We start from the raw sequence: 13,819 nt of genomic DNA, 5'->3' as shown, positions 1-13,819 counted from the left end.
CAACAACGATGACGGACGCTTCGAAACACATCGCTTTCATCGGGATCGGCAAGATGGGCCTGCCAATGTCGGTGCTCGTCGCCAAGGCCGGTTATGCCGTGACCGCGTTCGACCGGAGCGCCGCACGGCTCGAGGAGGCTCGCACGCAAGGCATTTCGATTGCCGCTTCACCGGCCGAGGCCGTGGATGGCAAGGCCGCGATCGTCACGTCCTTGCCCGATGACGCTGCCTTGCGCGGCGCATTGCTCGGCTCCACCGGCCTCATCGCCGCGATGGCTGCCGGATCTGTCCTGATCGAGACCAGCACCGTGAGCGTCGAGGCGTCGGCAGAGGTCGACGCCGCCGCCCAGGCGCGCGGCGTCTTCTACCTGCGTACGCCGGTCTCGGGCAATGCCAGTATCGTCCACACCGGCGCGCTGAGCTGCTTCGTCTCCGGCCCGGAGGACACCTACGAAAACGCAAAGCCGCTGCTCGCCGCCTTCACCCGCGCCCAGACCTATCTCGGGCCTGGCGAGGAAGCGCGATATGCGAAGCTTGCGGTCAATCTGATGATCGCGGTGTCGGCCGCGATGATGGCGGAGAGCCTGGCGCTGGCGCGCAAGGGCGGCATCGGCTGGCAGGACGTTCTGAAAGTCCTCGACGACAGCGCGGTCGCCTCGCCGATGGTGAAGTACAAGACCGCGCCGCTGCGTAACCGCGATTTCGGCTCGACCTTCTCCTGCAGGCAGATGGCCAAGGATCTCGATCTGATCCTCGGTGCCGGCCACGCCATCGGCGTGCCGCTTCAGCTCGCAGCCCAGGTGCGCGAGACTTATGGCTCGCTGGTCGCGCAGGGCGACGGCGACGCCGACTTCATCGCGACCGTCAAGCACCTCGAGCGGCTGTCCGGCCTCGGCGAGCCCAAACTCTGATTCACGGAGGCACCTATGCGAAATTTCAACGAGAACACGATCACGGACGCGGTGCTGGAGCGGATCGCAGGCGCGACCGATCCGCGGATCAAGCAGGTCAGCGAAGCGCTGGTGCGCCACCTTCATGCCTTCGTCCGCGAGGTGCGACCGACCCAGAAGGAATGGGAATACGGCATCGAGTTCCTGACCCGCACCGGCCACATGTGCGACGACAAGCGCCAGGAGTTCATCCTGCTGTCGGACGCGCTCGGCGTCTCCATGCTGGTCGACGCGATCAATCATCCCGTGCCGGAAGGCGCCACCGAAACCACGGTGCTCGGTCCGTTCTTCGTGCAGGCGTCGCCCGAGAAAGACAACGGCGCTGACATCTCCGGCCCGATGGAAGGCGATCCGATGCTCGTCACCGGCTCGGTGTCGACCGTCGACGGACGGCCGCTTGCCGGCGCCGTCGTGGATGTCTGGCATTCCGACGATGATGGCTATTACGACGTGCAGCAGCTCGACAAGATCGGCGATCTTGCGATGCGGGCGCGCTTCCACACCGACCAGAACGGCCGCTTCAATTTCTGGTCGATCAAGCCGGCTGCCTATCCGATCCCACATGACGGCACAGTTGGGGACATGCTGGCGGTCCAGGGCCGCCATCCCTGGCGCCCGGCGCACGTGCATTTCATGATCTCGGCGCCCGGCTTCGAGCAACTCGTGACCCATGTGTTCGTGGCCGGCGACCAGTATCTCGACAGCGACGTGGTGTTCGGCGTCAAGGACAGCCTGATCCGCGAATTTGTGCAGTGCCCGCCCGGCCGTGCGCCCGATGGTCGCATGGTAGACAGCGAGTATTTTCACCTCAACTATGATTTCGGCTTGAAGCAGGTCGCGAGCAGCGCGAGAGCCGCATAAGCTGAACACCGCGGACCAGACAAGAGTCCGACAACAAGGCAGACAGGGAGCAAGGATGGGACCGCGGGTCAGCACGAGCATATTGGCCGATCGCCTCATGGGCATGATCGGCCCGCGCGCGAGCGTCGCGCGTGGCGTGCTCGATCAGCATGGGCAGAGCGAGTCGCATTATCGCAACCTGCCGCCCGACATCGTCGTCTTTCCTGAAACCACGCAGGAGGTCGCGGAGATCGTCAAACTGTGCGCCGGCGCGAATATGCCCATCGTTCCGTTCGGCGCCGGGACCTCGCTCGAAGGCAATGCGGCCGCGGTCGCGGGCGGCGTCTGCTTCGACTTCGCACGCATGAACAAGGTGCTGACGGTGCACGATAGCGACATGGACGTCGTCGTGCAGCCCGGCATCACCCGAAAGCAGCTCAATGCGGAGCTGCGCGGCACTGGGCTTTTCTTTCCGATCGATCCCGGCGCCGACGCCTCGATCGGCGGCATGACGTCCACGCGAGCTTCCGGCACGATGGCGGTGCGCTACGGCACCATGAAGGACAACGTCATGGCGCTGGAGGTGGTTCTGGCCGACGGCCGCGTGATCCTGACCGCCAGACGCGCGCGCAAGTCAGCCGCCGGTTACGACCTGACGCGCATGTTCGTCGGCGCCGAGGGCACGCTCGGACTCATCACCGAAATCACGCTGAAGGTGCATCCCGTGCCGCAGGCGATCTCGGCCGCGGTTTGCAGCTTCGACACCCTGCACAACGCCGTGGACACCGCGATCTCCGTGATCCAGTCCGCGATCCCCATCGCGCGTATCGAGTTGCTCGACGACGTCATGATGCGCGGCATCAACGCCTACGCGAAGCTCGGCTATCGCGAAGCCCCGACGCTGTTCTTTGAATTCCATGGTTCCGAGACTTCCGTCGCCGAGCAGGCCGAGGCCGCACAGGCCATCGCCGCCGACCATGGCGGCCACGGCTTTGCCTGGTCCAAGGCACCGGAGGATCGCAGCCGGCTCTGGCACGCCCGCGACAACACGCTCTATGCGGGCCTGGGCCTGCGCCCCGGCGCGCGTGCCGTGATCACCGACGTCTGCGTGCCGATCTCGCGACTGGCGGAATGCCTCACGGATACCCGGCGCGACGCGGACGAGCACGGTTTTACGGCGCCGATCGTCGGGCATGTCGGCGACGGCAATTTCCACATGCTGATTCTGATCGATCCGGCCAGGCCCGAGGAAGCCGAAGGCGCCAAGGCGCTGCAGGCCCGCATGGTCGCCCGCGCGATTGCCATGGACGGCACCTGCACCGGCGAGCACGGCATTGGGCTCGGCAAGATCGATTATCTCACCGACGAGCTCGGCGAGGCCGTCGATGTGATGCGGTCGATCAAGACCGCGCTCGACCCTGACGGACTGATGAACCCCGGAAAGATCTTTGCAGGCGGAGCGCAGGCATGAGCACCGCCGCATTAGCCGTCGAGCCCGCCTCACCTGTCCCGCTCCTTGAGCTGCGCGACATCAGTAAGGAGTTTCCCGGCGTCAAGGCGCTGGACGACGTCTCCTTTGCCGTCTTCCCCGGCGAAGTCCACATGCTGCTGGGCGAGAACGGCGCCGGCAAGTCGAGCCTGATGAAGGTGCTGTGCGGCGCCTATCGCGCCGATGCCGGCGAGTTCTACTACAGAGGCGAGCCGGTCGCGATCCACTCGGCCGCGGACGCGCAGAAGCTCGGCATTGCCGTGATCTTCCAGGAATTCTCCCTCGTCCCCCATCTCGATATCGCCCAGAACATTTTTCTCGGCCGCGAGCCGAAGGGCCGCATCCCCGGCACGATCGATCGCCGCAAGATTTTGGCCGACGCGGCGCGCGTGCTCGGCACGATCGGCTTTGACATCGATCCCTCCACCATCGTTGACAAGCTGGGGGTGGCGCAGCAGCAGATGGTCGAGATCGCGAAGGCGATCAGCCAGAACGCCCGCATCCTGGTGATGGACGAGCCGACTGCGGCGCTATCCGATCGCGAGACCGAGCTGCTGTTCGCGCTGATCGCGCGGCTGAAGGCCGACGGCGTCTCGATCGTCTACATCTCGCACCGCATGGCGGAGGTGTTCGCGCTCGGCGACCGCATCACCGTGCTGCGTGACGGCCGCCGCATCGACGGCGTCAAACCTGCTGACGTCACGCCGGACCAGCTCGTCCGCATGATGGTCGGTCGCAACGTCGACATGACCTACCCGCGCAATTTTGCCGACAAGCCCGGCGAGCTGCTGCTCGAGGTCAAGGCCTTGAGTTCATCGACGGGGATCGCCGACATCAACATCGAGGTGCGCCGCGGTGAGATTGTCGGCCTGTGTGGCCTGGTCGGCTCCGGTCGCAGCGAAGTCGCGCGCGCGATCTTCGGTGCCGATCCCGTGACATCAGGCGAGATCGTGTTCGACGGCAAAGTCATTTCCGGTGAGCCCGACCTCGCCGCCCGCCGCGGCATTGCGCTGATCCCGGAGAGCCGCAAGAGCGAAGGTCTCGCGCTGCTGCGATCGGTGAGCGACAATCTGGTAGTGTCGGCGCTGCGAAAACTGTTCCCGAGCGGGTTGTTCGACCAGCGCAGTGCGCAGCGCACTGCCGACGGCCTGATCCGTCAGCTACGCATTGCGACGCCTAGCGCACGGCAGACCGTCGGCCTGCTTTCAGGCGGCAATCAGCAGAAGGTCGTGATCGGCAAGTGGCTCGCCGCCGGCTCGAAACTTTTCATCTTCGACGAGCCGACCCGGGGCATCGACATCGGCGCCAAGGCCGAAATCTTCGCCCTGATCGACCGCCTTGTCGCGGAAGGCGCGGCCGCGCTGATGATCTCGTCCGAACAGGTCGAGATCTGCCACGTCTGCGACCGCGCCTATGTGATGCGCGAAGGGCGCATCGCCGGGCATCTCGCGCGTAGCGAGCTGACCGAGGAGAACATCGTGCGACTGGGGATGCATCATGCGTGAGGCCGCGGTCGTCTCTCAACCGAATCCGCTGCAACGGGTTCCCGGCGTTGCCATCGTGCTGGTGCTGCTGATCGCGCTGTTCAGCACGATCGCGCCCGGCTTCCTGTCGGTCGCCAACCTCTCCAACGTGCTGGTGCAGTCGACGATCCTGACCATGCTCGCGCTGCCGATGACCTTGATCATCATGACCGAGGGGCTGGACCTGTCGATGGGCGCGGTGCTGACGCTGACCTCGCTCTGCGTCGCCATCGTCTCGCTCACCACCCACTCGATGTTGCTCGGCCTCGGTGCCGGGCTCCTCGTCGGCGCGGCCTTCGGCTTCGCCAATGGCTGGCTGGTCGCCATCGTGGGCATCCCGCCCTTCGTTGCGACCTTGGGCACGCTCGGCATGGCGCAGGGCCTATCGCTGATCGTCAGCGACGGCCAGAGCGTGGTCGGCATCCCCCACAGCGTGCGCGACATCTATTCGGCGACGCTTTTGGGAATTCCCGTGCCGATCGTGATGGCACTAGTGACCTACGCGGTCTTCCACGGCCTGCTCTATCACACCCGCTTCGGCACCTACATCTTCGCGCTCGGCGGCAACCGCGAGGCGCTGCGCTACGCCGGCCTCTCACCGAACAAGCTGCTGATCGCGGTCTATGCGATCGGCGGCGCCATGGCCGGCATCGCCGGCCTCTTGATGACTGCGCGGATGAATTCCGGGCATCCAACCGCGGGCCTCGGTCTCGAATTCGATGCGATCGCGGCCGTCGCCGTCGGCGGCACGTCGTTCGAGCGCGGCAATGGCTGGCTGCTCGGCACGCTGCTCGGGGTGCTCTCGGTCGGCGTGCTGCGCAACGGGCTGAACCTGATCTCGCTGCCGTCCTCGGTGCAGGTCGCAAGCGTCGGCGTCCTCGTCATCGTTGCCCTCTTCCTTGACGGCCTGCGGAGCCGCGCATGACCGACATCAGCAAAGACGCCATCGCGCCGCCCCGCTCGTTCCTGTCGCAGGACGCGATCCAAATGTTCTATCGCCTGCTTGCGGCGCTGCTGATTTGTGCGGTGCTCGCCGTGCTCAGCGATTCCTTCCTGAGCCTCGGCAACATTCTCAATGTGCTCAGGCAGGCGAGCCTGACCTTCTTCATCGCCTCCGGCCTGACCCTGGTGGTGCTGACCGCGGGCCTCGATCTCTCCGTCGGCGCCAATGTCGCGCTGTCCGCCTGCATCGCCGGGACCGTGATCCACAAGACCGGCTCGCCGGCGCTCGGCATCCTCACCGGACTTGCCTGCGGCGGCATCGTTGGGCTCCTCAACGGCGTCATGGTCACCGCGCTGCGCATCCCCTCCTTCATCGCCACTTACGGCATGCTCTGGGTGCTGAACGGCCTCACCTATTGGTACATGGCGGGTGAAACCCTTCACGGCTTCCCGGCCGGGTTCCGCCAGATCGGCAGCGGCTATCTATTCGGCCTGCCGATCCCGGTCTATCTGCTGCTGGTGTTCCTCGGGATCGGAACGCTGTTTGCGCAGCGAACGATCTGGGGCCAGGAGATCTACGCGATCGGCGCCAATCCGGTCGCGGCGCGGCTCTCCGGCATTCCGGTCGCCCGACGCCTGCTGCTGGTCTACGCCGTCTCCGGCACCATGGCGGGGCTCGCCTCGATCATCTTCCTGTCGCGGCTCAATTCGGCCGAGGCCGACATCGGCGAAAGCCTGACGCTGCCCGCGATCGCCGCGGTGCTGATCGGCGGCACCTCCCTGTTCGGCGGCGTCGGCACCGTGTTCGGCACTTTCATCGGTGCGCTGATCCTGACGCTGGTGCTGAACGGCATGAACCTCTTGTCGGTCAGCGCCAACTGGCAGCCGCTGGTGACAGGCATCATCGTCATTCTCGCGGTCTGGCTCGACATGAAGACCCGCCGCCGCGCGCAATGAGCTCTTGAACGACCAACAAGCAAAATGAGGGATGGAGGCAACATGAAACAGACACTGGGTTATTTGGCGCTGCCGCTGCTGATGGCGGCCGCGCTCACCACGCAAGCGCGAGCCGATGGCGAGACCATCGCCGTCTTTACCAAGAACCAGACCAATCCGTTCTTCCAGACGGTGCGGGTCGGCGCGGACAACATGGCGAAGACGCTGAACGCGAAGACGCTGCAATACATCCCGACCAAGCCCGACAGCATTCCCGAGCAGCTCAGCCAGATCGAGGACGTCGTGGTGAAGAAGCCTAGCGCCATCGTCTTCACGCCGGTCGACTACAAGGCGATGGTGCCGGGCGTGGAGAAGATCAACGAGGCCAAGATCCCCGTCGTCAACATCACCGATCGCTCGGCCGGCGGCAAGTTCCTGTCTTTCGTCGGCGCCGACGATTACAGCCTCGGGCTCGAGACCGCGCGCTTCCTGCTCAAGAGGCTCGGCGGCAAGGGCAACATCGTCATCATCGAGGGCGTCAAGGGCTCACTGACCAATGTCGACCGCGTCCGCGGTTTCAACGACGCGCTGAAGGAAAATGCCGGTGCGAAGCTGCTGGCCTCGCAGCCCGGCAATTACCAGCGGCTCCAGGCGCTCCAGGTGATGGAGAATCTGATGCAGTCGAACGCGCAGATCGACGGCGTGCTCGCCGCCAACGACGCCATGGCGGTCGGCGCGATCGAGGCCCTCGACGGCGCCAACCGCAAGGCGCAGGTGATCGGCATCAACGGCACCAAGGAAGCGATCGACGCGATCAAGTCCGGCAAGCTGCTCGCGAGCGGCGATTACAACGGATTCTTTCAAGGCTGCCTCGGCACCATGATGGCGATCCGCTCCTTGCGCAACCAGCCCGTCATTGCTGAGATCGTGCTGAAGCCGACCGTGATCACCAAGGACAATTACCAGCCGTTCGACGTGCCGCTGGAGCAACGGAGCTGCCCGACTTTCGAAGAAGCCAGCAAGCTCGGCGGCAAGTAACCAACCGCCGCCATCACGACAAGCCCGGACGGCCGCAGCCGCGGCCGTCCCAAGAAAACGTGATATAAACGGAGACCATCATGCTGTTCGCCATTCACGCCCTCGACCGCGCCGGCGCGCTGCCGATCCGGCTCGCCAATTACGACGCCCACAAGGCTTTCCTGAGCGACACCTCGCGCTTCGGCGTCAAGATCGTGATGTCAGGGCCGCTGGTCTCCGACGACGGCGAGAGGATGATTGGCAGCCTGTTCCTGATCGAGGCGCCCGGCCGCAGCGAGGTCGAGGCTTTCAACCAAGCCGATCCGTTTGCCGCGGCCGACATCTGGGAAAAGGTCACGATCACGGGCTTCCTGCGCCGCCAGGGTTGAAGGCGGCTAAAACAAAAAACGCGAAAACAACCCCATGCACAGTAGAATGAGGTTGTTTTTACACATGAATTTTCGTCGCAAACGTTTTTGACTCGTCGGGCAAAACAGGAGCAGAGTGTCATCCTCGCCCGATTGACGCCCCTGCGCCTCGATCCAGAGCTTTGCGACCGCCCAGACGGCTAGCCGCTCGTCACCGTCGCACCTTCTTCGAGATGACAGGCCACCCACTGCTCGGGTCCAGCCGCGCGCAATGTCGGCTCCTCGGTCCGGCAGCGATCGAATACGTATGGGCAACGGGTGTGGAAGCGGCACCCGCTCGGCGGGTTGATCGGACTCGGCACGTCTCCCTTGAGGATGATGGGATTGCGCTGAGCGCCAGGCTCGGGCAGCGGCACCGCCGAGAGCAGCGCCTTGGTGTAAGGATGCTTTGGCGCGGCGAAGATCTCGTAGCGCGGCGCCACCTCGACGATCTTGCCGAGATACATCACCGCGACGCGATGGGTCATGTGCTCGACGATCGCGAGGTCATGGCTGATGAACAGCAGCGCCAGGCCGAACTCGCGCTGCAGATCCTGCAGCAGATTGACGATCTGGGCCTTAACCGAGACGTCGAGCGCCGACACCGCCTCGTCGCAGACGATCAGCTCGGGCTCGGCGGCGAGCGCACGCGCGATGCCGATGCGCTGGCGCTGGCCCCCGGAGAATTCGTGCGGCCTGCGGTTCAGCGCCTCGCGCGGCAGGCGCACGGTGTCCATCAGCGCCGTCACGCGTGTCTCGAGATCGATCGCGGATTTGGCGAGGCCGAAATTGCGGATCGGCTCGGCCAGGATGTCGCGCACGCGCATGCGCGGATTGAGGCTCGAGAACGGGTCCTGGAACACCACCTGCACGCGGCGGCGCATCTGACGCATCGTGCTCGGATGAGCGTCGTCGATACGCTGGCCGTCGAGGATGACCTGCCCTGCCGTGATGTCGAACAGGCGCAGGATCGCACGGCCGACCGTCGATTTGCCGCAGCCGGACTCGCCGACCAGCGAGAGCGTCTCGCCGCGCGCGATCTCGAACGACACACCGTCCACCGCATAGACCCATTCGGACTTGCGGCTGAACAGGCCTTTTTTGACCGGGAAGTGCTTCTTGAGGTCGTTGACCTGGAGCAGCGGAGGACTCATGCCGCGACCGCTCCCTTGGCCGCATAATGGCAGGCCGCGACGTGACGTGGGCCCTTCTCTTCGAGCCCCGGCGCATACTGCCGGCAGAGATCGGTCGCGAGCGCGCAACGTCCGGCGAAGACGCAGCCGACGATGGGCTTGCGCAGATCAGGCACCTGCCCGGGGATCTCCGCCAGCCGTCTCGCCGTGCCGGTCAGCGACGAGCCGAGCCGCGGCACTGCGCCGAGCAGGCCTTGCGTATACGGATGACGCGGCGAACGGAACAGTTCCGCCACCGGCGCCTCCTCGACCTTGCGGCCGGCATACATGACCATGACGCGTTCGGCGATCTCGGCGACGACACCGAGATCGTGGGTGATCAGGATGATGGCTGCGCCAACCCGGTGCTTGAGATCCAGCATCAATTTCAGGATCTGCGCCTGGATCGTCACGTCGAGGGCGGTGGTCGGCTCGTCCGCAATGAGAAGCTTTGGATTGCAGGCGAGTGCAATGGCGATCATGACGCGCTGGCGCATGCCGCCGGAGAGCTGATGCGGATATTCACGCACGCGACGCGTCGGCTCGGGAATGCCGACCAGAATCAACATCTCAATGGCGTGCGCCTCCGCGGCCTGCTTGTCCAGGCCCTGGTGGATCATCAGCGTCTCGCGGATCTGGCGGCCGACAGTCAGGACCGGATTGAGGCTGGTCATCGGCTCCTGAAAAATCATCGAGATGTCGTTGCCGCGGATCGCGCGCATCTCGCGATCCGACATTTGCAGCAGGTCCTTGCCCGCGAAGCGGATGCTGCCGGCGATCCTTCCCGGTGGTTCCGGAATCAGCCGCATCAGCGACATGGAGGTCACCGACTTGCCGCAACCGGACTCACCGACGATGGCGAGGGTCTCGCCCTCGTTGACATGGAACGACACGCCTTCCACCGCGCGGTTGATGCCGCTGGGCGTGCGGAAGTGGGTCTGGAGGTTTTCGACTTCAAGCAGCGCCATCGGGATCAGCCCCTCGCCATTACAGGCTCTTGGCCATGCGCGGATCGAGCGCATCGCGAAGACCGTCGCCGAGCAAATTCACGGCGAGCACGGTGACGGACAGAAACGCCGCCGGAAAGAACACGATGTAGGGCTTGACCTGCCACAGCGCCCGCCCCTCGGCCATGATGTTGCCCCAAGACGGAATGGTCGGCGGCGTTCCCGCGCCGATGAAGGACAGGATCGCTTCCGTGATCATCGCACTGGCGCAAATGTAAGTTGCCTGGATCAGCATCGGCGCCAGCGTGTTGGGCAGGATGTGGCGCAGGATGATCATCGGTGTGCGCGTACCGCAGGCGACCGCCGCATCCACGTAAGGCTGTTCGCGCAGCGACAGCACCACACTACGGACAAGGCGGGAAACCCGCGGGATTTCGGCAACCGTAATCGCCAGAATGACGTTGCCGACGCTGCCGCGTGTCAGCGCCATCAGCGCGATCGCCAGCAGGATCGGCGGGATCGACATCAGGCCGTCCATGAAGCGCATCAAGATGCCGTCGGCCCAGCGGATGAAGCCGGAGACGATGCCGATGGCGAGACCGGCCGCGGAGGCGAAGATCGCAACGGACAAGCCGACCGTGAGCGAGACGCGCGCGCCGAACAGCACGCGTGAATAGATGTCGCGACCGAGCACGTCGGAGCCAAACCAGTAAAGCGCCGACGGCGCGCGGGTGCGCTTGGCCGGCGCAAGTGCGGTCGGATCCACCGTGCCAAGATAAGGCGCAAAAATCGCGATCAGGACGAGTATCAGCAGCAACGTGCCACCGATGGCGACGGTGGGATGGCCCCGCAGCAGGCCGATGAAGCCGCGCCGGATCACGACGGGCCGAAGAATCTCCGGCAGTTGCGGCGCGAGGACGAAGCCCGCCGGCAGCGCTTGCGGATTGACGGTCGTGTCGGTCAATAGCGGATCCTCGGGTCAACGAGCGTATAAACGACGTCGATCATCAGATTGACGAGGACGTAGACGAAGCTGAACAGCAGCACGATGCCCTGGATGACGGGATAATCGCGGCGCAGGATCGCGTCGATCGTGAGCCGGCCGAGGCCGGGAATCGCGAACACGCTTTCCGTGACGACCGCGCCGCCGATCAGAAGCGCAATGCCGATCCCGATCACCGTGACGATCGGCACTGCCGCGTTCTTCAGCGCGTGGACGAACAGGATGCCGCCCTGCCCGAGGCCCTTGGCGCGCGCGGTGCGGATATAATCCTGTTGCAGCACTTCGAGCATGGTGGCGCGCGTGATACGCGCGATCAGCGCGATGTAGACACAGCCGAGTGCGATCGACGGCAGGATCAGGTTTTGCAGCCAGGGCCAGAGGCCCTGGGCGAGCGGCGTATAGCCCTGCACGGGAAGCCATTCGAGCTCCAGCGCAAAGACGTAGGCGAGGACATAGCCGACGACGAAGACCGGCAGGGAGAAGCCGAACACGGCAAAGGCCATGATGGCCCGGTCGATCAGGCTTCCCGCCTTCCAGGCCGCCAGCACGCCGAGCGGCACCGCGACCACGATCGTGAGCAGGAGCGTGACCATCATCAGCGACAGCGTCGGCCCGAGACGCTGGCCGATCATGGTCGAGACCGGCAGATTGGTGAAGATCGAGGTGCCGAGATCGCCGTGCAGAATGCGCCAGACCCAGCTGCCGAACTGGATCAGGAAGGGTCGGTCGAGCCCGAGGCTCTGACGGATGCGCTCCACATCCTCCGGACTTGCCTGATCGCCCGCGATCACCACGGCGGGATCCCCCGGCGCGATGTAGAGCAGGCTGAACACGAACAGCGCGACGATCGCCATCACGGGCAAGGTCGAGGCGATACGCCGGAGGATGTAGGAGAGCATCTGGCTTCAGCGCAGGGTCATGCGGATTTCGACACGCCCCAGAAGAACGGCAGCGGCCCTTTCGTGATGCCGGAGACGTTCTTGCGCCAGGCCGTGTAGCTGAGGAAGAAGCCGGTCGGCGCGTAGACGACGTCCTCGAGCGCGACCTTGTTGAGGCGAGCGACCGCGGCCTTCTCCTCGTCGAGGTTCTTGGCCTCGAACCAGGACGTGACCTCCTTCTCGGTGCCGGGGCTGCTCGGCCAGCCGAACCACGCCTTGTCGCCGTTGGCGCGAATGGCGGTGTAGGGCGCCGGATTGATGCAGTCCGAGCCCGCATGCCAGGTGTGGAACATGTTCCAGCCGCCCTGTCCGGGCGGCGTCTTCTGCGCGCGGCGGGAGCCGACCGTGCCCCAATCGGTCGCGACGAAATCGACATTCATGCCGAGCTGCTTCAAGAGATCGGCGGTCACATCGCCGAACGCCTTGGTGATCGGCTGGTCCTGCGCCACCAGGCACGTCACCGGTTGGCCGGAATAGCCGCTCTCCGCGAGCAGCTTCTTGGCGGCGTCGAGATCGCGCTTGCCCTTCAAGACTTCGCCGCCCGCCTCGGTGTAGAGCGGCGTATCGGGCGTGAAGAAGCCCGGCAGCGACTTCCACAGCGAATTGTCGTCGCCGACGAGCGCACGCATATAGTCTTCCTGGCTCATCGCCATCAGCACTGCGCGCCGCGCCCGCACGTCGTTGAAGGGCGGATACAGGAAGTTCATGCGGAACGAGCCGACATTGCCGAGGGGATCGCCGATGTCGACGCTGATGTTCTTGTTCTTCTTCAGGACCGGGACGAGGTCCGCGATGGGGTTCTCCCACCAGTCGATCTCGCCGTTTTGCAACGCGGCCGCGGCGGTCGCCGGATCCGGCATCACGATCCATTCGACGCGGTCGAGCAGCATCTGCTTGCCGCCGGCGAGCCACGATGCCTTCTCCTGCCGCGGCACATAGTCGGCGAATTTTTCGAACACGGCTTTGGCGCCCGGGACCCACTCACCCTTGGCGAACTTCATCGGCCCCGAGCCGACATAATCGCCGATCTGCTTGAACGGGTCGGTCTGCGCGATGCGCTCCGGCATGATGAAGGCGCAAGGCGAGTTGTTCTTGCCGAGCGCATAGAGCATCTTCGGGAACGGCTGCTTCAGCACCCATTTGAAGGTGCGGTCGTCGACAGCGGTGAGTTCCTGCTGCAGCGCCTTGAGCATCAGCCCCATCGGATCGCGTGCCGCCCAGCGAGTGAGACTCGCAACGACGTCCTTGCTCAGCACCGGCTCGCCGTCATGGAATTTGAGCCCCGGCCGCAATTTGAACGTCCAGGTGGTGCCGTCGTCGGTCACTTCCTCGGCCTCGACCATCTGCCGCTGCGGCTGCAGCGCGGAATCGACGCCGTAGAGCGTATCCCAGACCAGCGCGGCGGCATTGCGCACGACATATTGCGTGCCCCAGATCGGGTCGAAATTGGCAAGGTTTGCTTGCGGCACGAAGCGCAGGGTGCGCGCGGAGGCGCCTTGTGCGATCGCCGGGGCCGAGAGGCCGCTCAATGCCAGACCGCCCGCGCCGGCCAGTCCCTTCAATACGGTCCTGCGATCCATGAAATCCTCCCAATAGTGCCGTGATGCCGGCCATCGTTGGCCAAGAACAGGTGAAACCAGAGCTCATTGGCGTGC

At 64.9% G+C, this 13,819-nt stretch carries 13 protein-coding genes; 8 read left to right on the top strand and 5 right to left on the bottom strand.

Annotated features, from left to right (window positions below; all coding sequences use genetic code 11):
• Window positions 1-8: 8 nt before the first annotated feature.
• The 8 genes from IVB42_RS35040 (at window position 9) to IVB42_RS35005 (ending at window position 8,086) form a co-directional block, all read left to right on the top strand.
• Window positions 9-911, top strand: a complete 903-nt coding sequence (locus tag IVB42_RS35040; protein ID WP_247393760.1) for an NAD(P)-dependent oxidoreductase — start codon at window positions 9-11, stop codon at window positions 909-911.
• Window positions 912-926: 15 nt separating this feature from the next.
• On the top strand, window positions 927-1,811 hold the full coding sequence (locus tag IVB42_RS35035; protein WP_247393762.1) for an intradiol ring-cleavage dioxygenase: 885 nt from the start codon (window positions 927-929) through the stop codon (window positions 1,809-1,811).
• Between the two features lie 55 nt (window positions 1,812-1,866).
• Complete coding sequence (locus IVB42_RS35030; protein ID WP_247393764.1) at window positions 1,867-3,261, top strand: FAD-linked oxidase C-terminal domain-containing protein; 1,395 nt, start codon at window positions 1,867-1,869, stop codon at window positions 3,259-3,261.
• On the top strand, window positions 3,258-4,784 hold the full coding sequence (locus IVB42_RS35025) for a sugar ABC transporter ATP-binding protein (protein WP_085352395.1): 1,527 nt from the start codon (window positions 3,258-3,260) through the stop codon (window positions 4,782-4,784). Before IVB42_RS35030 ends, IVB42_RS35025 begins: the two co-directional genes overlap by 4 nt.
• On the top strand, window positions 4,777-5,727 hold the full coding sequence (locus IVB42_RS35020) for an ABC transporter permease (protein ID WP_247370737.1): 951 nt from the start codon (window positions 4,777-4,779) through the stop codon (window positions 5,725-5,727). Before IVB42_RS35025 ends, IVB42_RS35020 begins: the two co-directional genes overlap by 8 nt.
• Window positions 5,724-6,701 (top strand): ABC transporter permease, encoded by a 978-nt coding sequence (locus IVB42_RS35015; protein ID WP_204510789.1) that lies wholly within the window; start codon window positions 5,724-5,726, stop codon window positions 6,699-6,701. The genes IVB42_RS35020 and IVB42_RS35015 overlap by 4 nt, the downstream gene beginning before the upstream one ends.
• 42 nt (window positions 6,702-6,743) lie before the next feature.
• Window positions 6,744-7,718, top strand: coding sequence for a sugar ABC transporter substrate-binding protein (locus IVB42_RS35010; protein WP_247393767.1), 975 nt, complete (start codon window positions 6,744-6,746; stop codon window positions 7,716-7,718).
• An 80-nt stretch (window positions 7,719-7,798) separates the two neighbouring features.
• Entirely contained in the window at window positions 7,799-8,086 is a 288-nt protein-coding gene (locus IVB42_RS35005) for a YciI family protein (RefSeq protein WP_018458696.1), read from the top strand.
• Between the two features lie 179 nt (window positions 8,087-8,265).
• On the opposite strand, the gene IVB42_RS35000 is transcribed toward IVB42_RS35005, so the two are convergent.
• The 5 genes from IVB42_RS35000 to IVB42_RS34980 are packed head-to-tail and all read right to left on the bottom strand — an operon-like array spanning window position 8,266 to window position 13,744.
• The gene (locus tag IVB42_RS35000; RefSeq protein WP_018458695.1) at window positions 8,266-9,258 is read right to left on the bottom strand and encodes an oligopeptide/dipeptide ABC transporter ATP-binding protein; all 993 of its coding nucleotides are present in this window, start codon (window positions 9,256-9,258) and stop codon (window positions 8,266-8,268) included.
• Window positions 9,255-10,244: an ABC transporter ATP-binding protein gene (locus tag IVB42_RS34995; protein WP_247338679.1), complete on the bottom strand. Its 990-nt coding sequence runs from the start codon at window positions 10,242-10,244 to the stop codon at window positions 9,255-9,257. The genes IVB42_RS35000 and IVB42_RS34995 overlap by 4 nt, the downstream gene beginning before the upstream one ends.
• Window positions 10,245-10,263: 19 nt before the next feature.
• Complete coding sequence (locus IVB42_RS34990) at window positions 10,264-11,187, bottom strand: ABC transporter permease (protein ID WP_018458693.1); 924 nt, start codon at window positions 11,185-11,187, stop codon at window positions 10,264-10,266.
• The gene (locus IVB42_RS34985; protein WP_085352392.1) at window positions 11,184-12,125 is read right to left on the bottom strand and encodes an ABC transporter permease; all 942 of its coding nucleotides are present in this window, start codon (window positions 12,123-12,125) and stop codon (window positions 11,184-11,186) included. Before IVB42_RS34985 ends, IVB42_RS34990 begins: the two co-directional genes overlap by 4 nt.
• Before the next feature lie 17 nt (window positions 12,126-12,142).
• On the bottom strand, window positions 12,143-13,744 hold the full coding sequence (locus IVB42_RS34980; RefSeq protein ID WP_085352391.1) for an ABC transporter substrate-binding protein: 1,602 nt from the start codon (window positions 13,742-13,744) through the stop codon (window positions 12,143-12,145).
• Between the last annotated feature and the right edge of the window lie 75 nt (window positions 13,745-13,819).

Origin of the sequence: Bradyrhizobium sp. 45 (assembly GCF_023073155.1) — a bacterium.
GTDB lineage: Bacteria > Pseudomonadota > Alphaproteobacteria > Rhizobiales > Xanthobacteraceae > Bradyrhizobium > Bradyrhizobium canariense_D.
The sequence above is the reverse complement of the archived record's forward strand: the minus strand, read 5'-3'. Positions and strand labels throughout refer to the sequence as shown.

Bases quoted from the DNA above. Each gene is read 5' to 3' on its own strand.
- IVB42_RS35040 (WP_247393760.1), top strand. From the start codon at position 9: ATGACGGACGCTTCGAAACACATCGCTTTCATCGGGATCGGCAAGATG.
- IVB42_RS35035 (WP_247393762.1), top strand. From the start codon at position 927: ATGCGAAATTTCAACGAGAACACGATCACGGACGCGGTGCTGGAGCGG.
- IVB42_RS35030 (WP_247393764.1), top strand. From the start codon at position 1,867: ATGGGACCGCGGGTCAGCACGAGCATATTGGCCGATCGCCTCATGGGC.
- IVB42_RS35025 (WP_085352395.1), top strand. From the start codon at position 3,258: ATGAGCACCGCCGCATTAGCCGTCGAGCCCGCCTCACCTGTCCCGCTC.
- IVB42_RS35020 (WP_247370737.1), top strand. From the start codon at position 4,777: ATGCGTGAGGCCGCGGTCGTCTCTCAACCGAATCCGCTGCAACGGGTT.
- IVB42_RS35015 (WP_204510789.1), top strand. From the start codon at position 5,724: ATGACCGACATCAGCAAAGACGCCATCGCGCCGCCCCGCTCGTTCCTG.
- IVB42_RS35010 (WP_247393767.1), top strand. From the start codon at position 6,744: ATGAAACAGACACTGGGTTATTTGGCGCTGCCGCTGCTGATGGCGGCC.
- IVB42_RS35005 (WP_018458696.1), top strand. From the start codon at position 7,799: ATGCTGTTCGCCATTCACGCCCTCGACCGCGCCGGCGCGCTGCCGATC.
- IVB42_RS35000 (WP_018458695.1), bottom strand. From the start codon at position 9,258: ATGAGTCCTCCGCTGCTCCAGGTCAACGACCTCAAGAAGCACTTCCCG.
- IVB42_RS34995 (WP_247338679.1), bottom strand. From the start codon at position 10,244: ATGGCGCTGCTTGAAGTCGAAAACCTCCAGACCCACTTCCGCACGCCC.
- IVB42_RS34985 (WP_085352392.1), bottom strand. From the start codon at position 12,125: ATGCTCTCCTACATCCTCCGGCGTATCGCCTCGACCTTGCCCGTGATG.
- IVB42_RS34980 (WP_085352391.1), bottom strand. From the start codon at position 13,744: ATGGATCGCAGGACCGTATTGAAGGGACTGGCCGGCGCGGGCGGTCTG.